The sequence below is a fragment of the Corynebacterium sp. HMSC076G08 genome (genome assembly GCF_001811515.1).
GTDB lineage: Bacteria > Actinomycetota > Actinomycetes > Mycobacteriales > Mycobacteriaceae > Corynebacterium > Corynebacterium hiratae.
The window spans coordinates 66,861-88,111 of record NZ_KV805086.1 but is presented as its reverse complement, the minus strand read 5'-3'; the positions used below and the strand labels follow the sequence as shown (position 1 = coordinate 88,111).

Below are 21,251 nucleotides of genomic sequence, written 5' to 3'. Positions count from 1 at the left end.
CGGGAACGAGCCCTTTGCTTATACGCCGAGGCCTAACCCCAGGTGATTTCAGTCCGCGTAATCTCCACGCAAATGCGCTGGCGCAGTGACTGCGGTGCAGCCTGTCCCCCGCAACATTTGCGCACAAGCGCTCGGACTACTTCTTCACTCTCGACGCGTTGCTGACAGGCATCGCACTGCGCGAGGTGCTCGCGGATTTCCAGTGCTCGCGCATAGCTCGTTGATTCATCGAACAGCTCCCGAAAGAGCGCTTCAACCTCGGGAGAGTTACACGCACCGCAATTGCGTCCTGTTGCGCGTTCCATTACTTCTCCTCCATCTCTGGGTGGTTGCGACCAATGCCTTTTTCTCGTGCTACGTCCTTCAACGCCGCGCGGAGTAGTTTTCTTCCGCGGTGGAGGCGGCTCATGACCGTCCCCAACGGGGTGCCCATCACTTCTGCGATTTCCTTATAAGCCAAACCCACCACATCCGAGTAGTACACCACCATGCGGTAGTCCTCCGGCAGGTCATTCATGGCCTCGGAAATCTCCGAATCCGGCATCTGCTTGAGTGCTTCGACCTCCGCTGATTCCAGGCCCGTGGAATCATGCCCGGACGTGGTATACAGCTGAAAGTCACTCAGCTCATCCGCTGAGGATTCCACCGGGCGGCGCTTGGCCTTCCGGTAAGAATTGATGTAGGCATTCGTCATGATGCGGTACAGCCACGCCTTCAAGTTCGTGCCCTGTTTGAAGGAATCGAAGTTGCTAAAGGCCTTGAGGTAGGTCTCTTGGATCAAATCCTCTGCATCTTGCGGGTTGCGCGTCAGACGCATCGCTCCGCCGTAGAGCTGGTCCAGCAAGGGCAAGGCTTGCTCCTCAAACAACCGCTGTTTCTGAAGCGTCTCGCTCGTCGTTTCTGTGGCCATACCGACCATCCTAGCGCTCCGGACTAGGGTGGTTTATATGTCTAAGAAGACCCCGCGTGCCGCTACCCCCGCTCTCAAACTCCTCGAAGAGGCAGGTATTGACCACCGCGTCTCCACCTTCGACGGCGGTCGCGAAAACTTCGGCGAGGCAGCCGCTGCGGCCCTCGATGTTGCGCCTGAACGCATCTTCAAAACCCTCGTCATTGATCTGAGCGCCGGCAAAGGCCCCAAACGCCAACTTGCCGTCTGCGTCCTTCCGGTCACCCACCAGCTCAGCCTCAAGAAGGCCGCCGCCGCTTTCGGTGCGTCCAAGGCCACAATGGCCGCGCCTGCCGACGCCTCCAAGTCCTCCGGCTACATCCCCGGCGGCATCTCCCCGTTAGGGCACAAGCATGTCCTGCCCACCGTTGTTGACGAGACGGCGCTACTCTTCGACACCATCTTTTTCTCCGGCGGCAAGCGTGGCCTCGACATCGAGATGAACCCGGAGGATCTCCCCCGCGTCCTGGAGCTCTCCTTCGCCGACGTGCTCGCCGACTAGTTCTGCCGTCTAGAGCTCGCGTACTAGAACAGGGTGGCGGCCGGTGGTTCGTCGATAAGCTCTGCGTAGTCGTTGCGGACGTTACCCACCGCGGGGTCCGCCGGGTGTGCCTGGAAGCCGCGCACGGAGCTCGGCTCCAACAGAGCCTCCCCCGCCAGCCAAGGTGCGATCTCATCTGTAGTCAGAAACTTGGGTAGCCGGTGATGCAGCCACGCCATCTCCTCCGTGGCATCCGTGGTCACCATCGTGGCTGAGAGCCTCTCCATCCCCGTGGCCCACAAACCAGCCGCCCACAACAGGCCATCGGGTCCGGTCACATAGTAGGGCTGTTTCTTGGCCTTCTTATCTTCCCCGGCTTTCCACTCGTAGTAGCCATCCAGCGGGATGACGCAGCGCTGCGCCTTGAAGGCATCGCGAAAGGAAGGTTTCTGCGCCACAGTCTCCGCGCGGGCATTAAACAGGGGCGGGCCGTCGAGGTCTTTCTTCCAATGCGGAATAAGTCCCCAGCGCGCTGGCTCCACACGGGCGGTCTCCTCCGCAACCCGCACGATGGCGATGGGCTGGGTCGGAGCAATGTTATAGCGTGCCGGCGGCAGGCCTTCCGGCGCATGAACTTCCGTAATGGACTCCCACGCTCCGATTTCCTCCAGTAGGGACTCGGTGAACAGAACAAATCTTCCGCACATGCCCTTTATTATGGACTACATGTCTGCTTACTGGAGTGCTCCCCAACCCACCGGCCCGCTGTCCTGGACTCAAGAAGTCCCCGGATCGAAGTCGATGACCAACCGCGCCCTCATCCTCGCCGCGCTGGCTGACTCCCCCTCTATCATCTACAACCCACTGATCTCCCGCGATACTGACCTGATGAAAGAAGCCTTGAAGGCCATGGGCGTAGGTATCTCCGACTGGGGCCCGCACCTGCGTGTGACCCCGGGCCAGCTGCATGGGGCGACCGTCGATTGCGGCTTGGCCGGCACGATTATGCGCTTTTTGCCACCGGTAGCCGCATTGGCGGATGGCCCCGTCATCATCGATGGCGACCCGTATGCGCGCAAGCGCCCCATGTCCACCATGACGAAGGCCCTGCGTGAGCTGGGCGTTGACATCAAGGGCGATAGCCTGCCGCTGACCATCACGCCCCATGGTGTCCCAGAGGGCGCCGAGGTCACCATTGACGCTTCCGCCTCCTCCCAGTTCGTCTCTGGCCTGCTCCTGGCCGGTGCGCGCTACCGCTACGGGCTCAGCGTGCGCCACGAAGGCGGCACCGTACCTTCCCAGCCCCACATCCTGATGACCATCGGCATGCTGCGTGATGCCGGCGTGCATGTAGTCGCGGGCGAAGATAATTGGGTCGTGCGCCCTGGAAAGATTGAAGGCCGCGAGTGGTATATCGAGCCGGACCTCTCCAACGCCACTCCTTTCCTTGCCGCTGCTGCCACCTGTGGCGGCAGCGTAAGCATCCCGAACTGGCCGGAGGAAACGGACCAGCCTGGTGACGCTTTCCGCAGCATCTTGGAACAGATGGGAGCTCAGGTTGAGTACGTCCCGCAGGCACCTCGCCAGGATCCGTACCTGAAGGTCACCGGCCCAGAGGAGGGCCTAGCAGGTCTGCGCGGTATCGATCTCGACATGGGCGATATCGGTGAACTCACCCCGACCGTGGCTGCGCTGTGCGCGCTGGCCTCCACGCCTTCGACGTTGACCGGCATCGCGCACCTGCGCGGTCACGAGACGGACCGTCTGGCGGCCCTCGCTACCGAGATCAACGGCTTGGGAGGCAACGTCACCGAGCTTGACGACGGCCTCCGCATCACCCCTGCCCCACTCCACGGAGGGCAGTGGCACTCCTACGCCGACCACCGAATGGCCACCGCCGGCGCCATCATCGGCTTAACAGTCGAAGGGGTCGAGGTCGAGGACATCGATACCACGTCCAAGACTCTGCCCGGCTTCGCCGGGATGTGGGAGGCCATGATCCGTGGCTAGGCGCGCGAGCAGCTATGACGAATCCGATGTCCGCATCCGGCCCGGCAAAGGCTCGCGCCCGCGCACGAAGGACCGCCCAAAGCACAAGGATGCCAAGTTCGGCATGGTGATCACCAAGGACCGCGGGCGCTGGGGGGTTGCCCTTGATAACGATGGCCCAGTCGTCACCGCGATGCGCGCCCGCGAGATGGGCCGCACGCCCGTCGAGGTCGGCGACCGCGTCGGCGTCGTGGGCGATACCTCCGGGCGCAAGGACACCTTGGCACGCATCGTCAAGCTGGAGGAACGCCGTTCCGTCCTCCGGCGCACCGCGGATGACACTGACCCTTATGAGCGCATCGTGGTGGCGAATGCGGACCGCCTGCTCATCGTCAGCGCCGTGGCGGATCCACCGCCGCGCTCTGGATTCGTGGAGCGTGCCCTCATCGCGGCCTTTGCCGGCAATATCCAGCCGGTCCTATGTCTAACGAAGACCGACCTCACCGACCCCACTCCGTTTGCCCAAGAGTTTGCGGACTTGGATGTCACGGTGGTGGAGGCCGGCGTCGACGATGGGCTGGAGCAGGTCTGTGCCGCAATTGATGGACATGTCACGGCCCTCATAGGCCACTCGGGCGTGGGAAAGTCCACCCTGGTGAACCGGCTTGTCCCGGACGCCAACCGAGAGACCGGCGAGGTTTCCGCCGTGGGCAAGGGCCGCCACACCTCGACGCAGTCGGTGGCATTGCGCCTGCCGGCGGAAGGAAGCACGCCGAATGGCGGGTGGATCATTGATACCCCCGGCATCCGCTCCTTTGGCTTAGCCCACATTGACGCGGAGAACGTCATCGAGGTCTTCGATGATCTGGCCGAAGCCATCGAGGACTGCCCGCGCGGCTGCACGCATGCTGGGCCGCCCGCGGACCCTGAGTGCGGCCTGGACTTAAACATCGAGGAAGGCACTGCTTCTGCGCGCCGTCGCGACGCAGTGCGGGGCCTTTTGGCCTCCCTGCGCACCAACGTCGATTGGGCTTAGGCCTTAAGCCCTCAAGCTTAGGCCGGAAGCATAGCCGCCAGCTGCGGCGGCAGGACGGTCTTCAGGAAGGGGCTGGCAGCGCGGAGAGCCATAAAGAACACCGTCAGGGCGCCGGATACACCGAGGATGATGGCGCCACCCTTGTCGATGTTGGAGGAGGTGTTATCACCGCTCGGTGCCTTCTTGTTGAACTCTTCCTTCTTGGCACACGCATCGAGAGCCTTGACGTACTCCGGCGCGATGTCGCGGAAAGTCTCGGCTACCTTGATGTTGTTCTTAGCGCGCTTGACGGCGTCCTCGTCACCGAGCTCGACCTCTGCCTCATAGCCAGCCAGAGCACGGTAGAGCTCGTCCGATTGGTTCTCTACGTCGCGAGCACGCTTCTCCGCGTCCTTGGGCGAAATCTTAAGGCCATCCTTCAGCAGGCTGCTGTCGACGTCGTTGTCCTTGGACTCCGCGTTCTTGAGGTCGCTGGCTTCGTCCTCGCTCAACGTGATGGTGCACTTGTCATTCTTGATGGAGGTGGTCACCGCACCCGCAGTGGGGGCAGCGATTCCGCCAGCAACAAGTGCGACGGACAAGGTGGAGGTAGCAACTACGCGGCGAAGACGAGAGGAAGTCATGCTGAGGGGACCTTTCGATCGAGCTGAGTTTTACTCCAGCAGACTATCAGCATTTAGCCCAACTTGGGCAGGTAATCACCGAACTCCTTGTACACAGCGAAGCCGATGCTGATAATTCCGAAGAGAATGGCGACGATAACCCCCATCGGTCCTTGCGAGGAGCCCTCAACGATGCGCAGCCACGGAGTCTTAGGCATCACGGCCATGTTGGGGTCCGGATTGTTGGGGTCAGGTTCGCTGGGAGCCGCTTCCTGAGCAGAGCTCCCCTGCGCGGTCTGATTTTTCTGCGCTGCCGGCGCTACTGCTTCCTCTGCCCCGGCAATTGGTGCTGAAACGAGGGTTGTGACGCTCAGGGCTGCAGCGGTGATAAGGCTAGCAAGGCGAGTTGCCTTCATGATGGTGCTCCTTTTCTCAAGCAATGGCAATAAGGGCTTAGAGTAGCACCACCACTCGCGTTAGGGCTGTTAACGCTGGTGATCCTAGAGCAGTTCTACGAGGATGGGCAGCTCAGTGGGATCATAGAAGGCCATGAAGTTATCCAGGGCATCACCGACGGCAAGCTCGGCGTCTTCGTCGCCGAGGTCAGCATTGTCGATGGCGGCGATAGCCTTGGCGGTGGCAGCCTCGGATTCCTCGATGTCCACGTGGATGGCTTGCAGGTTGTCCTTCGTGATGGTGGCCGGGTTGAGCGCCACGACTGGTTCACCCATGTCCGGCTTCGGGGTCACTACTGAATCATCAACATCGACGGAGATCACCACTCGGCGGTGCGGGAACTTCTCCTCGTCGCCGATGGCCAAGAGCCGCAGGGAGGCCATGGAAGCTTCGAGGAAGGCAGAGTATTCGATCTCTTCTTCGTCGCCCTCAGTGTAGAACTCGCGCAGCGCCGGGGTTACTGTAAATCCCCAACCACTGCGGGCAGCAAGCTGGCCGGTTTCTTCCAGCTCTGTCAGCATGGCAAAAGTAGCTGGCAGGAAGACGCGCACATCCTTCGACACTTAGAACTCACCTTCAATGTCGAAGACTGCCTGGACTTCCACGCTGGTGCGGTCAAAGACCGTGTAGAGCATGCCCACCATGCCATTTTCCACCGCGGCGCGGACGTTGACGATGGAATCATCTACCATGACGCAGTCATTAATCGGCAGGTCGATAGCGTCCGCTGCAGCCTGGAAGGCAGCACGATCCGGCTTTTCCGCACCGACCTCACCGGAAAGCACGACGGCATCAACGATGCCCCGGTATTCCCACTCGCGAATATGCTCCGCGCCTGGGCCGCCCGGATCGTTAGAGAGAATAGCGGTGGCGACTCCGTTAGATTTCGCGGCGGCGAACAGCTCCCGCCAGCGCTTGACGTCTTCTTCGGTGCCGTCAAGCACGCCTACAAAATCGACGATGAGTCCACGCATATTATCTACCCTTCGCATTGAGCTGTGTTTATCGTCCGAAAGTATAGCGAACATACCGCTCGCCTGCTCCCAAAGGCCAAGGCGCAGCGCCTTCTAGCCGCGGATGGCTCCAGCATGGCACAATGAACGTGCGTCCAGCTTCCTTCCCTCCGCTCGCCTTCGCCTGCCTGAGCGCCTTTCTCCGCGCTGCTCATCGCGGATAAGGACCGGATTCCGCATGTATACCCCCATCCCCGGCATGAGCCATCTGCAGCTCTATGTTGCTCCACAGCGTATCCGCTATGAGCGCGAGCCTACCGCTGGTGACCTCGCCACGCGTGACGAGATCCACGGGCTCGTCGTCATTGTTTTAGAAGTTGCCGCCGCTTTGCGGCCGATGAGCCATCTCAACAACCCGCGCTTTGCTCCAGAAATCATCACCCATGTACGCGCGTGGCGGAAGGCCCATGCAGCGGCAGAGCTCCGCGGGGGCATGGCACTCACCAGCTTGCATGCGCGCGCAAACGGCGAGTTCTTCGGTTCAGTGCTGATAGGTTCGCACCAGCGTGCTTTCACCGGCTCCGCAGCCGGGCGGCACATACGTTCCTTCCGGTTACTCTCAGTCGGCCCCAGCCCCAGTATCGCTGGAAGCGACCGGCAAGCTACGGGAGGCTAAACAAAAAGCCAAGGGATAACCTTGGCTGGAAACTGCGGGAGATTAAAAAAGCGAACCGAGCTTGATCAAGATGGGCGTCCAATCGATGCCGGCGAACGCCGCGGACGCACTCACCAGGGCCAAGCTGATACCGCCAAACATGGTGGCTCCGACCACAGGCAGGTTCTTTGCAGCTTCCTCGGAGGTTTCCGGAGCAGACGCAGCGCCGCACTGAGTGGCCACGGTGTCCTGGGAGCTGAGCACGGCGTCCTTGGAGGACTCATCGTCCTGCGAGCTCAAGACGGAAGAGAGCTGGCACTGCTCCTCGGGAGCAAGCTCGATAGCTGACGCAGCTGCGCCGCCGCCCAACAGGGTGGCAGATGCGAACACGGAGAGACCTACTCGCAGAGACAAGCGGCGCATACTAACTCAACCTTCCGAAGCAGAACAATTAATAATTTGACAGTATATACCTAACTGCTTCCAATAAAAAGGCGCCGTGGGGAGTTCTTCCCACACGGCGCCTCATCACTTTCCGCGCTTTCTAGCGCCCGCGCGTCAGCGCAGTTTCAAGCCGCGGCAGATTAAGCTTCCGCTTCCGCGTTTGCTTCACCCGCTGCGCTCGCCTCTTCCTGGGCCTTGAACTGCTTGCGCAACATGAACAGCTGGCGGACGGTTTCTTCCTTCACTGCGTCGTTCATGGCGTTAAACATGTCGCCGCCCTCCTTCTGGTATTCCACCAGGGGATCGCGCTGCGCCATAGCACGCAGGCCAATACCTTCCTTGAGGTAATCCATTTCATAGAGGTGCTCGCGCCACTTCTGGTCGATGATCGGCAGAATGATCATGCGCTCGGTATTGCGCATCTGGTTCTCTCCGCCGATGGCAGTCACAGCGTCTTCGAGCTTGTCGTACTCGGAGTTGGCATCAGCTAGGAGGGCATCGCGCAGCTGCTCCGCGGTCAGTTCGCCGGCAGCGCCGTATTCGGTGCCGTCAACGAGCTCCTCATGTGTCATGGTCGGCCCGTACAGGGAATCCAACGCATTCCACAGCTCATCGAGATTCCAGTCCTCCACGTAACCGGTGGCAGTAGCCCCTGCCACGTAGGCAGACACGGTGTCATTGATCATCGTCCGGATGTTGTCCTTGATGTCGTTGGCCTCAAGGATGTCGTGGCGGGTGGCGTACACCACCTTGCGCTGCTCGTTAAGAACTTCGTCGTACTTGAGCACGTTCTTACGCATCTCGAAGTTCTGGTTCTCCACCTGTGCCTGCGCACCCTTGATAGAGTTCGACACCATCTTGGCCTCAATCGGCACGTCATCCGGCACGTTGAGGCGGTTCATCATGTTCTCCATGGACTGGCCCACGAAGCGCACCATGAGCTCATCGCGCATGGACAGGTAGAAGCGGGTCTCGCCCGGGTCACCCTGACGTCCGGAACGGCCACGCAGCTGGTTATCAATACGGCGCGACTCGTGGCGCTCGGTGCCCAGCACGTACAGGCCGCCGGCCTCACGGACCTCATCGCCCATCTTCTTGGAGCGTTCCCTCTCCTGTTCGATCTCAGCGTCCCAGGCTTCCTGGTACTTCTCCTCGTCCTCAAAGGGATCGAGGCCGCGGTCCCGCAGCTTCTCATCCAGGATGACCTCGGGGTTGCCACCGAGCACGATATCGGTACCACGACCGGCCATGTTGGTGGCCACGGTGACGGTGCCAGGGCGGCCAGCACGGGCGACGATCTGGCCCTCTTCCTCGTGGTGCTTGGCGTTGAGCACCGAGTGCTTGACGCCGCGCTTGCTCAGCAGCTGGGAGAGGTACTCGGAGCGTTCCACGGAGGTGGTACCAACGAGCACCGGCTGACCGGCAGCCACGTGCTCCTCGATGTCATCGACCACCGCAGCGAACTTCGCTTCCTGGGTCTTGTAGATGCGGTCGGAGTGGTCGGTACGCTGGTTCGGCTTGTTGGTCGGAATCGGCACCACGTCGAGACCGTAAATGGAGTGCAGCTCGGCCGCCTCAGTTTCTGCGGTACCGGTCATGCCGGAAATCTTGTCGTAAAGGCGGAAGTAGTTCTGGAGGGTAACGGTCGCCAGCGTCTGGTTCTCGTTCTTGATCTCCACCTCTTCCTTCGCCTCAATAGCCTGGTGCATACCTTCGTTGTAACGGCGACCAGCCAGCACGCGGCCGGTGAATCCATCCACGATGAGGACCTCGCCATTGCGGACGATGTAGTCCTTATCGCGGGTGAAGAGCTCCTTCGCCTTCAAAGCGTTATTGAGGTAGGACACCAGCTGGGAGTGCTCAGGTGCGTAGAGGTTTTCAATGCCCAGCTGGTCTTCGACGAATTCCACGCCTTCCTCAAGCACACCAATGGTGCGCTTCTTGTGGTCCACCTCGTAGTGGATGCCCTCGCGCATCTTCGGGGCCAGCTTGGAAAAGACTCCGTAGAATTGAGAGGACCCATCGACCGGGCCGGAAATGATGAGCGGGGTACGCGCCTCATCGATCAGAATGGAGTCAACCTCATCCACGATGCAGTAGTTGTGGCCGCGCTGGACAGTTTCATCGAGTGAGCGGACCATGTTGTCGCGCAGGTAGTCAAAGCCCAGCTCGTTGTTCGTGCCATACGTAACGTCGCAGGCATAGGCTTCCTTGCGCTCTGCAGGGCGCATCTCGGAGAGGATGACACCGACGGACAGTCCCAGCCAGCGGTGAACACGGCCCATCATCTCGGCGTCACGCTTAGCCAGGTAGTCGTTGACGGTCACGATGTGGACGCCTTTGCCTTCGAGGGCGTTGAGGTAGGCCGGCAGCAGCGAGGTCAGGGTCTTACCTTCACCCGTGCGCATCTCGGCAACGTTGCCAAAGTGCAGGGCGGCACCACCCATGATCTGTACCTTGTAGTGCTTCTGGTCGAGCACGCGCCAGGCGGCTTCACGCACGGTGGCGAATGCTTCGAGAAGCATGTCATTCATCTTTTCGCCATCCGCCAGACGCTTCTTAAACTCGTCTGTCTTAGCCTTAAGCTCATCATCCGACAGCGCCGCGAATTTATCTTCTAGGGCAATAACATCATCAGCAATTTTAGCCAGGCGCTTGACGGTGCGTCCCTCACCGGCACGGAGCAGCTTGGAAAGTCCAAACACGTCTAGATAGTCCTTCTGGTCGCGACAATAAAGTTAACTCGTCGCCATTGTACTCACTAGCTTTTCCGTATCGATTCGCCACCCAACCCAAAACGCAAAATCCGATACTTAGCCCGCGCCCACTCGTGCGCCCATCCTGTGTTTTCTCAGAACCACAGAGCGAGGCACCGCAACGAACCACCAACACCCAACCGCTAACAACCAACTGCTAACAGTTGCGCGCCTCACAACGAAGGTTTATGTAAGGGCGCGACAAGGGCGCCCACTTCCCCAACCCGAAGTTCCCTAACTCACCCGGACGCAGAGCGAGACAGAAAAGGAATGACTATGCAGTTCTCCAAGATTGCCGTAGCTACCGCTACCTCCGCAGCCCTAGCTTTGAGCACCATAACCGCCCCCGCCGCCGTGGCTGATGATTCCGAAGCGCCGCGCGGTGGTAGCGCCATGTGGACCTATAACGCGATCATGACCGGAACCATGGATGCCGTCGCCACTTCCCACCGCCCGGGGTCGCATCCCACCGAAAACTTCGGACTGGATCTGATTCTGGTCACCCCGGTGGCCTTGCTCATGCTGCCACTGCAAAAGCTAGCTGAGGCCGAAGTACACCTGTCCAGCCAATTCGGGGTATAGATCCGTCGCGATAAACGGAAAACACGTTTCCCCGCGCTGCATGTTCAGCGCGGGGAAACGTGTTGTAGCCGGGATAATTTTCCCGAAGGGCTTAAGACTTAGTCCTTAGGACGCTTAGCCCTTAAGCGTCCGTCAGGGAGATAAGGCCGTAGTCAAAGGCGTGGCGGCGGTAGACCACAGACGGCTTGTTGTTCTCTTCGTTGATGAAGAGGTAGAAGTCGTGGCCGACCAGCTCCATCTCGCTGAGTGCATCATCCACGGACATCGGGGTGGCCGGGTGCTCCTTGAAGCGCACAACCTGGCCCGGGCGAACGTCCTCGACCGTCTCTGCGTACGGGTCGATGTAGCGTTCTTCCTTACCGGGCTTAGCCGCTTCAGCCTCGGCGACCAGCTCGGCAGCAATCTGACCGGTACCCTTCTGAGCGCGGTGGCCGGACTTCACGTTCTCGCGGCGCACCTTTACCTTGCGCAGGGAGCGCTCCATCTTGCCCAGAGCGGTCTCGAGTGCCGCGTAGAACGAATCTTCCTTAGCCTCAGCGCGGGCGATGTGCCCCTTACCGGTAGCGGTAATCTGCAGACGCTCTGCCTCAGACTCGCGGCGCGGGTTCGGCTCGTGCTGCAGCTCCACGTGGAAGAAGGTCAGGGTCGGATCAAGGCGCTCGATCTTGGCTAGCTTTTCAGTGACACGTTCCTGGAAGTGCTCCGGAACCTCCACGTTACGACCGGTGATGGTGACCTGAGCGTTGGTCTGCTGGGACATGTAATGCCTCCCTTTACTCGTGGGGACTGAATGACTGCACATTCTGCGGACCTTATTCAAGCCTGTGATTCGAGGCTTAGTGTCCGCTTCCCTGTGACACCCCTCATGCTACCACTGGTCATAACCAACGGGTTCACTGGCCCCCTCTACAGAGGCTTGATGTCGCTCCACCCTACGCGTCTGCCAGGGCAATCGCCCCCGCCACGTCACCCCCGACGGCCCACACGCGAGCGGCGCTGGCGCGGAGTGTCGCGCCGGTCGTGATGACGTCGTCGACAAGCAGCACGCTGCGCCCCGCCAACATCCGGGCGGACGGCAGCAAGCGCACGGCACTGCGCATATTGTCTGTGCGCTCCGCGGCGTTGAGCTGCGACTGATCCGCACTGCCTTCGACCGTCATCAAGGCATTAACCACGTCCCAACCAGGAAGCCGAGCAGACGCCGCCCGGCACAGCGCGGCCACCGGATCACCACCACGCTTGCGGGCCGACGATGCTCGTGTCGGGGCGGGAACCAACAGCGCGGTCTCCGGAATGTCGCCGCGAGCACGCAGGTAGTCGATGCCAGCGGCAAGCACCGCGCCCAAATGCGCGCGCACCGCCTGGTGTCCGCGTTCCTTCATCGCGATGATGACCCCGCGGCGGGTATCGGAATACGGTCCGAGCGCCCACGCCGGAAAACCTAATGGCTGGGGACGTTCCACGCGGCGCGGTATCTGCCGCAGGTGGTGCTGGCAGGCTGCGCACAGCACCCCACCCGCAGAGGTCTCGCCCCCGCACCCGGCGCACGGGCGCGGTAGGAACAGCTCCACGAGCGCGGCGGTGGCCTCCCCTATCCCCCGATGTTTCGGCATGCGCCCTACTCTAGCCTGACTCCTGAGCTGTCCTCTAGCGCGCGATGATCGGAGAGGAACGCACTCCCTGCAGGCCTTCGACCTCACGCCAATAAGAACGCTCGGATCCACCCGCGGGAAGCTGCAGCAGCGCATGCGCATCGGTGACATAAAGCGTCGACGGCGAAGAGGCCACCGCGACCACGGGTGCGGTGATATTTCCGGTGGGCAGTGTGGTGGCCGAAGATCCGTCTTGCTCGATGCGCCACACCGGAGAGCTCGACGCCGAGGTACCCACGAGCAGGGAGCCGTCTGTCTGCCACTCCACCGACAAAGCAGAGCCGGCCAGCTCTGGGCCCACCTGGTGAACGTTGACGATGCGCCGCTCACCCGACGTCGCGCGGGCAACCACACCGGTATAAATGCTGCCATCGATAATCATGGCGATACGCGCTCCCGTCAGGGACAGCCGGATGACGGAGATTTCGCCTTCCACGTTCTCTAATGCGGAGGTGTCCACCTCCGCGGTGCTCAGCTCGCCGGTGGCCGGCGAGCGTGTCACGCGGACCACGTGCTTGCCGTCGACGACGGTCCACGCCACCTGTCCTCCCACCTCGAAGGTGGGGCGGGCTAAAGTTTCACCCTTGACCGAATCCTTGAGCTCGTGGCCGAGCTCGCCCATCGCCAGCTGTGACTCCTTCTCAGAGCGCTTGCGTACCGCGGCGACCATGCCCTCATCGGAGACGTCCGCGGACTGGATATCGTGAATCTGCCCGGCCATTCCCTGCACCTCGGTGCTGCCTTCACCTTTAACCTCGAGGAGTGAGCCGTCATTGACCGCGTAGAGCTTAGGCACGGACTGGGCAGCCACCTCTGGGTTGAACTCAGCAAAGTCATCGATGGTCATTTCCTCCATGCCGTCGACAAGCGGGCTGCCATCGATGGTGGCGCGCACTGATTTCGTGATCTCTGCGTTGTTGAGGGTCCAGACCAACTGGGCGGCGAACTTGAGGCGCTCCTCCTGGGTCATTCCTGCCATCCCGCTGAACTCGTAGACGCCATCGTTGATTCCCAAGAAGGTAGCGTCCTTGGGGCTTAAGGTGGACGTCGCCGGCGCGATATCGGAGGACGGCCCCTGCAGCAGCAGGGTCACTAGCTCCGAGGCGATTGACTCCTTCCCCGAATAGAGCCAACGACGGTCCGCCACCAGCAGGCGTTGGGTTGTATCGAAAAAGTACAGCGACTGCGGCCGGTAGCGGTTGCGCAGTTCGGTGCGCTCAATCACAGCACCAGTGGGCAAATCCGTGATGCGCCATTGCCCATTGAACTGGCGCAGTCGGACGGTTGCTTCGATGCGCGAATTATCGGGGACATAAGCCCCGCCATTGGCCAAACGGCCAATAATATTGCCGCGGACCGAGTATTCCAGGTCGCCGTCTTCCATATTGGACGTCACGAGATCGATGGAATCCACCACCAGAACGGTATCCGTGGGGTCCCAGGAATTAGCTATATTCGTCGAAAGGAAGGTGCGGGCGGCGGCGTAGTTACCGGTGGGAATCGCCACCGCCGAATAGAAGTCACGCACGAGGAGATCAGGCTCGCTATCTGTACGCGGTTCGACGACAGCATCGTCTGCCCGGTCATGCGGTTCGAAAGTCCCGATCACTTGCGGATCCGTGTTGTTCGGCAAGGTCGAGCACCCGACGAGGGCTATGAGCGCAACGCAGCTGAACACTGCGAGTGGGCGGCGGGCCGGCATCATCGCTGGGCCTCCTCCTCGAAATCAGGAACGGTGTTGTGATTGAAAGGCGTGTCCACGCCACGGGATTCGCGCTCTGAAGGCCACACGATTCCTGTGTCCGAATCACCTTTCAACACGGGCATGTCCGGCTCCGAGGTCAACTCGAGCGCGGATTGTTCTTCTGCCTCGACCTGCCCCGGTGCACCTGGGACCTCCAAAGCGATGGGCTCGGACTCTACCTTCTGGTCTGGTGTGCGGGGCAGGATAAGGCGGAAGCGCGAGCCCACGCCAAAGTAGCCAATAGCGTCCAACGTACCGCCGTGCAGCACCGCATCCTCGCGGGCGATGGCAAGGCCCAGACCGGTTCCGCCAGAATGGCGTTTACGGGAAGAGTCCGCACGCCAGAATCGGTTGAACACCAACTCCTCCTGGCCCTCCTTGAGGCCAACACCGGAGTCGGTGACTGCGATACCGACGGCGTCCTCCGTCGCCCCGATATCCACGGTGACGGGGTTTCCCTCAGAATGGTCGATGGCATTCGCGAGCAGGTTGCGCAGGATGCGCTCGACACGCCGTGAATCGCATTCGACGGCCACGGGTTCCTCCGGAATATGAACGATGACGTCCACGTCGAGCTCGGCGGCGAGGTGTTCTACCTGACTCAGTGCGGAGTCTACGCAGGAGCGAATATCGATGGAGGCCGTGGACAGATCCGCCACGCCCGCATCGTGGCGAGAGATCTCCAGCAGATCCGCCAGCAAGTCCTCGAAGCGATCCAGCTCCTTGATAAGCAGCTCCGCCGAGCGCTTGGTATAAGGGTTGAACTCATCCGCGTCCTCCGCGATGACATCCGCCGCCATGCGCACCGTGGTTAGCGGCGTGCGCAACTCGTGCGACACGTCGGAGGTGAACTGCCGCTGGAGATCGCCATACTCCTCCAGCTGGGCGATTTGCTTGGAGAGCTTATCCGCCATGTCGTTGAAGGAGGAGGCAAGGCGGCCCATCTCATCATCCGAGTTGACCACCATGCGCTCACGCAGGTGACCGGCGGCAAAGCGCTGCGCGATACGCGAGGCAGAGCGAATCGGCACGATCACCTGCTGGGTAGCCAGCCACGCGATGCCCACGAGGAGAACCACGACGACCACTCCAGCAGCGGAGAGCAAACCACGCATGAGCGCCATCGTGGATTCCTCAGATTCCATGGACAACACGAGGTAGACCTGGGTATTCGGGATGTCGCTTTCAATGGGCGTGCCCACCATCAGTGCGTTGTAGGTAGCCCCCGATTGCTGGTCCACCGTGGCGTACTGCTGCACGACTTGGCCCTGACCGACGAGCTCCCGCATGCCATCGGGGATGCGGTAGCCCTCCGGTGAGGTGGTGGCTGTGCCGTCGGAGTTCTCCACAAGGATGACCGGCTCGTACACGGCCTGGGCATCGGGTTGCTGTGCCGACATCTGCCCCAGTGCAGCGCGTGCGGAGTTGATGCGTACCTGCGTTGAGTTAGCCGTTCCTGTCGCGTCAATCTGTTGCTCCACGGCTACGCGGGCGCGGTCGAGCTCTTGCAGCGCGGTGTCCTCTTTCTGGCTCACCAGCTGCTGCGTGAGCACCGACACCAGGGCGTAGGCCAGGATGATCATGACCACCGTGGAGGCCACCAGCATCATGCCCAGCACGCGTGTCTGCAGGGACGTACGCCAGCGCTCGACGATGCCATCCCGGGCTCGCGCTAACCAACCAAAAATAGCGGCAGTCCTTTACTCGGCGGTTTTTCCAGTCTTGTACCCCACACCGCGCACGGTGAGGACGATGTGTGGATCCTCCGGATCGTGCTCAATCTTGGCGCGCAAGCGCTGAACGTGCACGTTGACGAGGCGAGTATCCGAGGCATGGCGGTAACCCCAAACGGATTCGAGCAACGCCTCACGGGTGTGGACCTGCCCGGGCTTGCGGGCCATTTCCAAAAGGAGGTCGAACTCCAGCGGGGTCAACGAGATTTCCTCGCCGCCCTTGCGGGTGACGGTGTGCTCAGGAACGTCGATCAGCAGGTCCCCTACCTCGATGATCTCTCCGGAGCCCCCGTCGATCCGACGCAGGCGCGCACGGATGCGGGCGATGAGTTCCTTGGGCTTGAAGGGCTTGGTGATGTAGTCATCCGCCCCCGATTCGAGGCCGAGAACCACATCAACGGTGTCCGTCTTCGCGGTGAGCATGACGATGGGCACAGAAGACTCGGTGCGGATGGCACGGCAAATATCGACGCCGTTCATGCCCGGAAGCATGAGATCCAACAGGATCAGATCTGGGTCGTGCTCGCGGAAGGCCGGGATGGCCTCGTTACCATCGTTGACGGCAATAGGTTCCAGCCCCTCTGCCTCGAGCACGATGGTGAGCATTTCGGCGATTGCCGGGTCATCATCCACGACCAAGATTTTCGGTGCCACGTTATTGTTCTCCTACAAGCTCCTTGACAGCTTGGATAATCATATCGGCATCCGCGGTGGCGATCCACTGCCCAGCCCACTGCTGCTGCGCTAGACGACGGTAAGCAGCGGCCGTGCGGGCCTGCAGCCCCGCATCCCGCTCATAGCGATCGCGATGGCGCCCCTCATCCTCCGCCGCCCGGGCTACGGCGCGCTGGCCGGCGACTTCGACGTCAGTGTCCAAGAAGATCTGCAACTGTGGAACGGGAAGGCCAAAACGCTCGAATTCGAGCTCGTAGACCCAGTCAACGATGAGCTCCCCGCCCACCCTTGCGGCGGAGTAGGCCGCGTTCGACGCCACGTAGCGATCCAGGATGAGCAAGGAGTCTGCGGATTCGGCGGCAGCGAGCAGCTGTTCCTTAGCACCCCACCGATCTAGGGCAAAGAGCGTGGCCATCCCGTAGGCCGAATCGGTGAGATCTCCCATGCGCCCGTAGAGCGCTTCCTGCGCGAGCTGCGCGTGCACGGAGTCTTCGTAGCGCGGGAAGCTTAAGACCGAGACCTCGCAGTCGAGCTCTTCCCGCAGACGCTGGGTGATGGTGTTCTTTCCCGCACCATCGATTCCTTCAATACTGATCAGCATGCTGGCGTACTAGGAAAGCGCCTCGATGAAGGGCTCGAGGTCGTAGTCCTCCTCGACGCCTTCGAGCAGCTCGAGGGCGTGCTCGTTGAGGTTCTCGCTCCCGGAACCGGCCAGATCACGAATGAATGGGTAGTCCTCAACCACCTCCCCGGCGCTGAACGGGGCGCCCGCCCAAATCGCGGCGATCGTGGCCGCCGCCAGCGCGTTGCGTTGCTCGTCCTCGGTCTGATCCTCACCGGAGACCGCCAGGGCGCAGGCATCATCGACCGCGGCAACGATCTCTTCGTCCTCAAGGTCTGCCAGTTCATCCAAGAAGTCGACGTTGACTTCGTCGGCGAAGATGTCCTCATCCCATGAGCTCATTGTTTCTCCTTCATCTTTTACGCGAATAGGGGGTTTATGTTGGGGTCTATTTTCTTGTGTCCACGGTGGGTCAGTGTGGCGTCGTGGGGCGCGCCCACCGCCAAGCCGCTATCTAATCCAATTTCTACCATTCTTTAGGCGCCCTTATGCAAGGCTTCGGCCAATGAGCCCGTTTATTACAGCTGCGCCACAGTTCTCCGTAACGCCGACCTGCCTGCATCGTAGAAAGAATTATGAACAGGGATTATTGCCCAGGCCATTTACTATCCCTATATTCGTGCTATCGTTGTTACCGACTTGTGACCTTTGTGCAGTTAGGAGAGCGCCCCGCATGACGAGCAGTTCACGCCGCATCCTCGCCTTCGTGGCGGCCGGCCTCCTGTGTGCCGTCGCCGTGGGCGTCGCGGTGTGGCGCATGAGCGCACCCGAATCCGTCGTGGCTAAGCCCTCGGCCGCCACCGCGGTGTCCAGCACAGCCACCACGTCCTCATCAGCGACGCACTCCTACACCACCACGGCTTCTCCGACGACCACCCAGTCGAAGGACTCGCACACGCCGGTTGCTGCACCGGCAGAGGATCCGTACTTAGCGCCGAACGCCGTTGTCAACAACACGGAGCCCGCTGGCCCCACGGCCGTCTACCGTCCGGATAACGTCTCCTCATTGCAGAACCAGCAACCGCAGGCGACACAGAACGCACAGAACCCGCAGAACCCGCCGGCACCGGTTGCTACCACCCCAGCGACTGCTCCCTCGACTGACTCGTCGACGGCCTCCGAATCCGTGGCACCTGGCTCTACCCCGCAGCACACCGAGCCAACGCCGCCGCCGGCCACCCTGGAGCCGCAGACTGCCGCACCGCAGGATTCGGGCCCACAGGAATCCCGCGGGGAACGCGAGCACAACCCCCAGTTGACCGAGCAGCAACCCACCGAGGCCCCTATATCCCCGCAGGGCGAGGACTCCCCTAAGGCTTCTGATTCCTTCATCCCGCAGCCGGCCGGGCTCGCCCAAGAAGCCCCGAAGCCTGAGGCCGAGCCTGACTCCGTTACGGAACACCGTGAGCCGACCGAAGCCGAGCAAAAGCAGTGGGACGAGTCTGCTCAGCACGGCAACGAGGCGCTAGAGTCGCTGGCGCGTGAATCCGAGGCGCACCGAACCAATGAGGCCCCCACCCCGGCAGCCCCAACGGATGACGTCCCCGCCGCGGAGGAACCGTCCGCAGAAACCCCCACCGCCGTTAAGCCGGGCGAGAACCCCATGGAACCCGCCGCCGATCCAGCAGCGGTGCATCCTTAAAGCGTTGCATTCTAGAAGCGGTGCACCTTAAAAGGTGCACCTTTAAGCTCTAGACGCGAGCGACAAATACCTCCGCGCCTTCGGCCTTCGCGGCACGAATCGTGGCAGCCGGGTCGCTGGCTGGAATCCATGCCGCGTGGCCAGCGCTGAAGTCCACGCTCTCCCCCTCGTCGTTGCTCACCGTGGCCGCGCCAGCGGTGCACAGCAGGATCATCGGGCCGTCGCTGTCTACCTCGGCGGAGTCCGCAGCGGAAAGCTCCACGCGGTCCAGCAAGAATTCCTCAATCGGCACCGGGTAGGCCCACGCCGTGGCCCCCGTAATACTGCCCGTTGCTTCCTTTCCAGCTGCGTCTGCGTGCGCTATTTGCTCCACTCGCGGATCCTCCGCCGCCTGGTACGTCAGGACCTTGACCAGCTCAGGAACGTCAACGAACTTCGGGGTCAGGCCGCCGCGCAGCACGTTATCGGAGTTGGCCATGATCTCCACGCCCAGACCAGACACATAGGCATGCAGCTGTCCGGCGTCGAGGTAGATCGCCTCACCCGGCTGCAGGACGATGTGGTTCAGCAGCAGCGCGCCCAGCACGCCGATGTCCCCCGGGTATTGCTCGTTGATCTTCGATACGGTCCCCATCACGGTAGACATCCACGGTTCACCAGCTTGGCTTTCGCGCAGGTGCTCACCCGCGGCTACCACCGCGCTGATAAGCTCCTTGCGCTTAGCGCTGGGGATAGTGATCCACGTGGTAAACAGCGCGCGGAGGCTGTCGCCTTCGGCAGCGGGGTCCGGATCGAGCATGCCCTCGTAGTGCGCGAGCTCTTCGCAGTCCAAAGCCGCGAAGAGGCTGCGGGTCTGCGAGAGGGGGCGGAAGCCCGCCATGGCGTAAAACTCTGTGAGTGCCACGATGAGCTCCGGCTTGTGGTTGTCATCCTTGTAGTTGCGATTGGCCGCTGTGAGTTCGATGCCCTCCGCGTTCTCGCGAGCAAAGCCTTCCTCGGCCTGTTGCTTGGACGGGTGCGCCTGCAACGACAGCGGCTCGGCCGCCGCCAGGATCTTCAACAGGAAGGGCAGGCTGGCGCCGTATGTATCCGCTACCCGCTTCCCCAGTTGTCCTTGTGGATCCGCGGCGATGATCTCATCCAGCTTCTCGCCATCCACCGTCGAGGGATCAGCCGGGTGCGCGCCGAACCACAGCTCAGCCACCGGGCTAGTAGCTTCCGGCTCGCCGAGTAGCGTCGGAATCAGCGTGCGCGAACCCCACGAGTAGTTGCGGGCAGCGCTGGTGAGCAACTTCATTGACTTCCTCTGTTTCTATTTCACGTCGTAGGCGGTCGCGGCATAACTGCGCGTAATCAGCTGCAGCGCGCGGGCCAATTCCCCACAGGAGGTGTCGGCGCTCGCCGCTGCGAAAGAATGGGGAAGGTTCGCCTCTTCCTGTCCCCATAAAACAACTCTCAAGGGTACCAAAGGGTCTTCCGATTCAAACGGGTCATAAAAGATATCCGTCGGAGCGGTCTGCAAGATTGGCCCTAAGCCTTCCGCATCAACAACGGTCCCACCCAGACCGTGGGCCGCCCACAACGCGCCGGCCATGCGGGCAACAAGCGCGCCGAGGTGTACGCGCGTGCGCTCTTCTGACAGCGCATAGGGATCGGGCCCGCTGCTGTGGATGACTCGCCCGCCCTCTACGAATTCACGCAACGCGCGCCCAGGGTTCGTCGTGGAGTCACGTTGCGGGGATAGTGCTTCCAGCTCACGGTCCACGGCATCGGCGATGTCCTCCACGCGGCGGGAAACGAGAACTGGGTCCTCACTCAGCACCGCGTACACGGCGTGCACAGCTGTAATCACGCGCACCGGGGAAATCCCTTCGGCGGTGGGCAAGGTGTCGATGACGATGGTGTCCTCGGGAGCATCCTCGATCTCATTGAGAAGGACTGTCGTGGCACCCCGGCGCGCAGCAGTATGCAGCGCACGCTCCGCCCACGGGCTATCCCCCGCCACCACCACGACATCGAGTGCACCAGTAAAGCGCGGCAGTGATTCGCTGACCATGATGGGGACTTCAGCGGGCTCGGCTAGGCCCACAGCAACATGCGCGGCGGCGCGCGAAATCTGATCCGCGGCCAAGATGACGAGGCTGCGCGGGCGCAGCCCCCCCAGGAGCCGGGCCAGCTCCGGCACGGATGCAGCCACCACGCGCGCTTGGGCGCCTTCGTGGGCGATGTCAAAGAAGCCCACGGTTTCGGGGTCATAGGAAGTCATAGGCCCGAGCATAG

The 21,251-nt window shown here is 61.6% G+C and carries 24 protein-coding genes; 6 read left to right on the top strand and 18 right to left on the bottom strand.

Features of this window, described 5'->3' with window-relative positions:
• Window positions 1-32: 32 nt before the first annotated feature.
• A complete protein-coding gene (gene rsrA, locus HMPREF2806_RS13260; protein ID WP_080975102.1) occupies window positions 33-305 on the bottom strand; it encodes a mycothiol system anti-sigma-R factor in 273 nt (90 codons plus the stop codon).
• Entirely contained in the window at window positions 305-910 is a 606-nt protein-coding gene (locus tag HMPREF2806_RS12220) for a sigma-70 family RNA polymerase sigma factor (RefSeq protein ID WP_046647460.1), read from the bottom strand. Before HMPREF2806_RS12220 ends, rsrA begins: the two co-directional genes overlap by 1 nt.
• A gap of 37 nt (window positions 911-947) precedes the next feature.
• On the opposite strand from HMPREF2806_RS12220, the gene ybaK reads away from it, so the two are divergent.
• On the top strand, window positions 948-1,451 hold the full coding sequence (gene ybaK / locus HMPREF2806_RS12215; RefSeq protein ID WP_049156088.1) for a Cys-tRNA(Pro) deacylase: 504 nt from the start codon (window positions 948-950) through the stop codon (window positions 1,449-1,451).
• Window positions 1,452-1,474: 23 nt separating this feature from the next.
• Here ybaK and HMPREF2806_RS12210 read toward each other — a convergent pair whose 3' ends face one another.
• On the bottom strand, window positions 1,475-2,137 hold the full coding sequence (locus HMPREF2806_RS12210) for an SOS response-associated peptidase (RefSeq protein WP_070517846.1): 663 nt from the start codon (window positions 2,135-2,137) through the stop codon (window positions 1,475-1,477).
• On the opposite strand from HMPREF2806_RS12210, the gene aroA reads away from it, so the two are divergent.
• Complete coding sequence (gene aroA, locus HMPREF2806_RS12205) at window positions 2,136-3,440, top strand: 3-phosphoshikimate 1-carboxyvinyltransferase (RefSeq protein WP_070517845.1); 1,305 nt, start codon at window positions 2,136-2,138, stop codon at window positions 3,438-3,440. The genes HMPREF2806_RS12210 and aroA overlap by 2 nt on opposite strands.
• Window positions 3,433-4,455, top strand: coding sequence for a ribosome small subunit-dependent GTPase A (gene rsgA, locus HMPREF2806_RS12200; protein ID WP_070517844.1), 1,023 nt, complete (start codon window positions 3,433-3,435; stop codon window positions 4,453-4,455). The genes aroA and rsgA overlap by 8 nt, the downstream gene beginning before the upstream one ends.
• Window positions 4,456-4,472: 17 nt before the next feature.
• Here rsgA and HMPREF2806_RS12195 read toward each other — a convergent pair whose 3' ends face one another.
• The 4 genes from HMPREF2806_RS12195 to HMPREF2806_RS12180 all read right to left on the bottom strand — a co-directional run bounded on the left by HMPREF2806_RS12195 (window position 4,473) and on the right by HMPREF2806_RS12180 (window position 6,487).
• Window positions 4,473-5,078, bottom strand: a complete 606-nt coding sequence (locus HMPREF2806_RS12195) for a hypothetical protein (RefSeq protein WP_070512186.1) — start codon at window positions 5,076-5,078, stop codon at window positions 4,473-4,475.
• A gap of 53 nt (window positions 5,079-5,131) precedes the next feature.
• Window positions 5,132-5,473: a hypothetical protein gene (locus tag HMPREF2806_RS12190; protein ID WP_070517843.1), complete on the bottom strand. Its 342-nt coding sequence runs from the start codon at window positions 5,471-5,473 to the stop codon at window positions 5,132-5,134.
• A gap of 84 nt (window positions 5,474-5,557) precedes the next feature.
• Window positions 5,558-6,064 carry a DUF6912 family protein gene (locus tag HMPREF2806_RS12185; RefSeq protein ID WP_185963766.1) on the bottom strand — a complete coding sequence of 169 codons (507 nt, stop codon included), beginning with the start codon at window positions 6,062-6,064 and terminating at the stop codon, window positions 5,558-5,560.
• A gap of 12 nt (window positions 6,065-6,076) precedes the next feature.
• On the bottom strand, window positions 6,077-6,487 hold the full coding sequence (locus HMPREF2806_RS12180) for an HAD-IA family hydrolase (RefSeq protein ID WP_010189184.1): 411 nt from the start codon (window positions 6,485-6,487) through the stop codon (window positions 6,077-6,079).
• Window positions 6,488-6,704: 217 nt separating this feature from the next.
• Here HMPREF2806_RS12180 and HMPREF2806_RS12175 point away from each other — a divergent pair, with 217 nt between their 5' ends.
• Window positions 6,705-7,142: a hypothetical protein gene (locus tag HMPREF2806_RS12175; protein ID WP_046647452.1), complete on the top strand. Its 438-nt coding sequence runs from the start codon at window positions 6,705-6,707 to the stop codon at window positions 7,140-7,142.
• Window positions 7,143-7,184: 42 nt separating this feature from the next.
• Here the strand turns inward: HMPREF2806_RS12175 and HMPREF2806_RS12170 are convergent, their stop codons facing one another.
• The gene (locus tag HMPREF2806_RS12170) at window positions 7,185-7,544 is read right to left on the bottom strand and encodes a hypothetical protein (RefSeq protein WP_070512202.1); all 360 of its coding nucleotides are present in this window, start codon (window positions 7,542-7,544) and stop codon (window positions 7,185-7,187) included.
• Between the two features lie 161 nt (window positions 7,545-7,705).
• Window positions 7,706-10,270, bottom strand: a complete 2,565-nt coding sequence (gene secA, locus HMPREF2806_RS12165) for a preprotein translocase subunit SecA (protein WP_070517842.1) — start codon at window positions 10,268-10,270, stop codon at window positions 7,706-7,708.
• A 327-nt stretch (window positions 10,271-10,597) separates the two neighbouring features.
• Here secA and HMPREF2806_RS12160 point away from each other — a divergent pair, with 327 nt between their 5' ends.
• Complete coding sequence (locus HMPREF2806_RS12160) at window positions 10,598-10,903, top strand: hypothetical protein (RefSeq protein ID WP_070517841.1); 306 nt, start codon at window positions 10,598-10,600, stop codon at window positions 10,901-10,903.
• A gap of 121 nt (window positions 10,904-11,024) precedes the next feature.
• Here the strand turns inward: HMPREF2806_RS12160 and hpf are convergent, their stop codons facing one another.
• From hpf to HMPREF2806_RS12125, 7 genes are all read right to left on the bottom strand, one after another.
• Window positions 11,025-11,663 carry a ribosome hibernation-promoting factor, HPF/YfiA family gene (hpf, locus tag HMPREF2806_RS12155; protein WP_046647448.1) on the bottom strand — a complete coding sequence of 213 codons (639 nt, stop codon included), beginning with the start codon at window positions 11,661-11,663 and terminating at the stop codon, window positions 11,025-11,027.
• A gap of 172 nt (window positions 11,664-11,835) precedes the next feature.
• The gene (locus HMPREF2806_RS13945) at window positions 11,836-12,516 is read right to left on the bottom strand and encodes a ComF family protein (RefSeq protein ID WP_046647446.1); all 681 of its coding nucleotides are present in this window, start codon (window positions 12,514-12,516) and stop codon (window positions 11,836-11,838) included.
• 34 nt (window positions 12,517-12,550) lie between these two features.
• Complete coding sequence (gene lpqB, locus HMPREF2806_RS12145) at window positions 12,551-14,260, bottom strand: MtrAB system accessory lipoprotein LpqB (RefSeq protein WP_070517840.1); 1,710 nt, start codon at window positions 14,258-14,260, stop codon at window positions 12,551-12,553.
• On the bottom strand, window positions 14,257-15,930 hold the full coding sequence (mtrB, locus tag HMPREF2806_RS12140) for an MtrAB system histidine kinase MtrB (RefSeq protein WP_304440002.1): 1,674 nt from the start codon (window positions 15,928-15,930) through the stop codon (window positions 14,257-14,259). The genes lpqB and mtrB overlap by 4 nt, the downstream gene beginning before the upstream one ends.
• Window positions 15,931-15,999: 69 nt before the next feature.
• A complete protein-coding gene (mtrA, locus tag HMPREF2806_RS12135; RefSeq protein ID WP_046647444.1) occupies window positions 16,000-16,686 on the bottom strand; it encodes an MtrAB system response regulator MtrA in 687 nt (228 codons plus the stop codon).
• A gap of 1 nt (window position 16,687) precedes the next feature.
• Entirely contained in the window at window positions 16,688-17,308 is a 621-nt protein-coding gene (locus HMPREF2806_RS12130) for a dTMP kinase (RefSeq protein ID WP_070512220.1), read from the bottom strand.
• Window positions 17,309-17,317: 9 nt separating this feature from the next.
• Window positions 17,318-17,671: a DUF4259 domain-containing protein gene (locus HMPREF2806_RS12125; protein WP_046647442.1), complete on the bottom strand. Its 354-nt coding sequence runs from the start codon at window positions 17,669-17,671 to the stop codon at window positions 17,318-17,320.
• A gap of 331 nt (window positions 17,672-18,002) precedes the next feature.
• Here HMPREF2806_RS12125 and HMPREF2806_RS12120 point away from each other — a divergent pair, with 331 nt between their 5' ends.
• Window positions 18,003-18,971, top strand: coding sequence for a DNA-directed RNA polymerase II (locus HMPREF2806_RS12120; RefSeq protein WP_070517839.1), 969 nt, complete (start codon window positions 18,003-18,005; stop codon window positions 18,969-18,971).
• Between the two features lie 49 nt (window positions 18,972-19,020).
• Here the strand turns inward: HMPREF2806_RS12120 and manA are convergent, their stop codons facing one another.
• Together manA and HMPREF2806_RS12110 are read right to left on the bottom strand one after the other, a co-directional pair.
• Window positions 19,021-20,268 (bottom strand): mannose-6-phosphate isomerase, class I, encoded by a 1,248-nt coding sequence (gene manA / locus HMPREF2806_RS12115; protein WP_070517838.1) that lies wholly within the window; start codon window positions 20,266-20,268, stop codon window positions 19,021-19,023.
• Window positions 20,269-20,283: 15 nt separating this feature from the next.
• Entirely contained in the window at window positions 20,284-21,237 is a 954-nt protein-coding gene (locus HMPREF2806_RS12110) for an exopolyphosphatase (RefSeq protein WP_232745471.1), read from the bottom strand.
• Window positions 21,238-21,251: the final 14 nt, after the last annotated feature.

What these genes read in the sequence shown, in the direction of transcription:
- HMPREF2806_RS12190 (WP_070517843.1), bottom strand. Translation starts at nt 5,473, where the DNA reads ATGAAGGCAACTCGCCTTGCTAGCCTTATCACCGCTGCAGCCCTGAGC.
- HMPREF2806_RS12130 (WP_070512220.1), bottom strand. Translation starts at nt 17,308, where the DNA reads ATGCTGATCAGTATTGAAGGAATCGATGGTGCGGGAAAGAACACCATC.
- lpqB (WP_070517840.1), bottom strand. Translation starts at nt 14,260, where the DNA reads ATGATGCCGGCCCGCCGCCCACTCGCAGTGTTCAGCTGCGTTGCGCTC.
- HMPREF2806_RS12180 (WP_010189184.1), bottom strand. Translation starts at nt 6,487, where the DNA reads ATGCGTGGACTCATCGTCGATTTTGTAGGCGTGCTTGACGGCACCGAA.
- HMPREF2806_RS12110 (WP_232745471.1), bottom strand. Translation starts at nt 21,237, where the DNA reads ATGACTTCCTATGACCCCGAAACCGTGGGCTTCTTTGACATCGCCCAC.
- hpf (WP_046647448.1), bottom strand. Translation starts at nt 11,663, where the DNA reads ATGTCCCAGCAGACCAACGCTCAGGTCACCATCACCGGTCGTAACGTG.
- HMPREF2806_RS12160 (WP_070517841.1), top strand. Translation starts at nt 10,598, where the DNA reads ATGCAGTTCTCCAAGATTGCCGTAGCTACCGCTACCTCCGCAGCCCTA.
- HMPREF2806_RS13945 (WP_046647446.1), bottom strand. Translation starts at nt 12,516, where the DNA reads ATGCCGAAACATCGGGGGATAGGGGAGGCCACCGCCGCGCTCGTGGAG.
- HMPREF2806_RS12220 (WP_046647460.1), bottom strand. Translation starts at nt 910, where the DNA reads ATGGCCACAGAAACGACGAGCGAGACGCTTCAGAAACAGCGGTTGTTT.
- HMPREF2806_RS12125 (WP_046647442.1), bottom strand. Translation starts at nt 17,671, where the DNA reads ATGAGCTCATGGGATGAGGACATCTTCGCCGACGAAGTCAACGTCGAC.
- HMPREF2806_RS12195 (WP_070512186.1), bottom strand. Translation starts at nt 5,078, where the DNA reads ATGACTTCCTCTCGTCTTCGCCGCGTAGTTGCTACCTCCACCTTGTCC.
- HMPREF2806_RS12120 (WP_070517839.1), top strand. Translation starts at nt 18,003, where the DNA reads ATGACGAGCAGTTCACGCCGCATCCTCGCCTTCGTGGCGGCCGGCCTC.
- ybaK (WP_049156088.1), top strand. Translation starts at nt 948, where the DNA reads ATGTCTAAGAAGACCCCGCGTGCCGCTACCCCCGCTCTCAAACTCCTC.
- HMPREF2806_RS12175 (WP_046647452.1), top strand. Translation starts at nt 6,705, where the DNA reads ATGTATACCCCCATCCCCGGCATGAGCCATCTGCAGCTCTATGTTGCT.
- rsrA (WP_080975102.1), bottom strand. Translation starts at nt 305, where the DNA reads ATGGAACGCGCAACAGGACGCAATTGCGGTGCGTGTAACTCTCCCGAG.
- HMPREF2806_RS12210 (WP_070517846.1), bottom strand. Translation starts at nt 2,137, where the DNA reads ATGTGCGGAAGATTTGTTCTGTTCACCGAGTCCCTACTGGAGGAAATC.
- HMPREF2806_RS12170 (WP_070512202.1), bottom strand. Translation starts at nt 7,544, where the DNA reads ATGCGCCGCTTGTCTCTGCGAGTAGGTCTCTCCGTGTTCGCATCTGCC.
- manA (WP_070517838.1), bottom strand. Translation starts at nt 20,268, where the DNA reads ATGAAGTTGCTCACCAGCGCTGCCCGCAACTACTCGTGGGGTTCGCGC.
- aroA (WP_070517845.1), top strand. Translation starts at nt 2,136, where the DNA reads ATGCCCTTTATTATGGACTACATGTCTGCTTACTGGAGTGCTCCCCAA.